This is a genomic window from Pseudoalteromonas sp. NZS127, assembly GCF_015864805.1.
GTDB classification, from domain to species: Bacteria; Pseudomonadota; Gammaproteobacteria; order Enterobacterales; family Alteromonadaceae; genus Pseudoalteromonas; species Pseudoalteromonas nigrifaciens.
The window spans coordinates 1-704 of record NZ_JADYWN010000070.1 but is presented as its reverse complement, the minus strand read 5'-3'; the positions used below and the strand labels follow the sequence as shown (position 1 = coordinate 704).

1 protein-coding gene and 1 pseudogene are annotated in these 704 nt (G+C 60.4%); both read left to right on the top strand.

The genetic code is table 11. The annotated features are described in order from the left end of the window. Window positions 1-347, top strand: a 347-nt coding sequence (locus I6E78_RS18475) for a hypothetical protein (protein WP_197183121.1), incomplete at its 5' end; no start/stop codon positions are given. Window positions 348-453: 106 nt separating this feature from the next. Continuing rightward, a pseudogene (locus I6E78_RS18470) lies at window positions 454-704 on the top strand (hypothetical protein); the annotation flags it as partial.

The following is a 704-nucleotide window of genomic DNA, read 5'->3' as shown; positions in this document are numbered from 1 at the left end:
GTGTGCCCTACGCCGTGCTTATCGAGGGTGAGGACCGCCCGCAGGAGAACGACGGCGGCCGACTGGACATCACCCTGGAGCAAGACTTCGTACTCGGCGCCTACGTGCACTGCAACGTGGACAACCCGAACGATGCCGCGCACGACGCGATCAAGGACATCAAGAAGGCGGTGTTCTCCAGCGACCTGGCCCGACGACCGATTGCCGGTGCGCGCGGGGCCAACGGCCGCGTAGCGAAGTTGAGCTACCGGGGGAAGGACATCGGCCCCCGCGCCGATGGCAAGAACATTGTGTTCGCCGTCGTGCACATCACGGTGGTGTTCGCCGAGAACCTGCTGGAAGCCTGAGTCCGAAATTGTGCCGCAGAGGTCGATTCGCCCTGTGCGATGACACTGCGAGCGTTGTAATCCGATCTTGCCGTGAGTGCGGCATGACATTCTCAAGGAGTTTCTCATGGCAGCACGCAGCTTCAATGGCGCTGGCGACGTTTACTTTAACCGTATGGTGGACGGCGTAAAGCAAGGTCTTGTCGGGCCGATCTACGCCGACAGTCTCTCGATCACCCCCAGCGTCGAAACGATCCAATCGACCAGCAAGGGCCGGTATGACTATGGTCAGGTGCTGGAGAGCGTGAACATCGCCCAACCGTCTGAGTTCTCCATGGCGCTTAAGGAAGTTACCGGCGACATCTTGACCATGGCCTT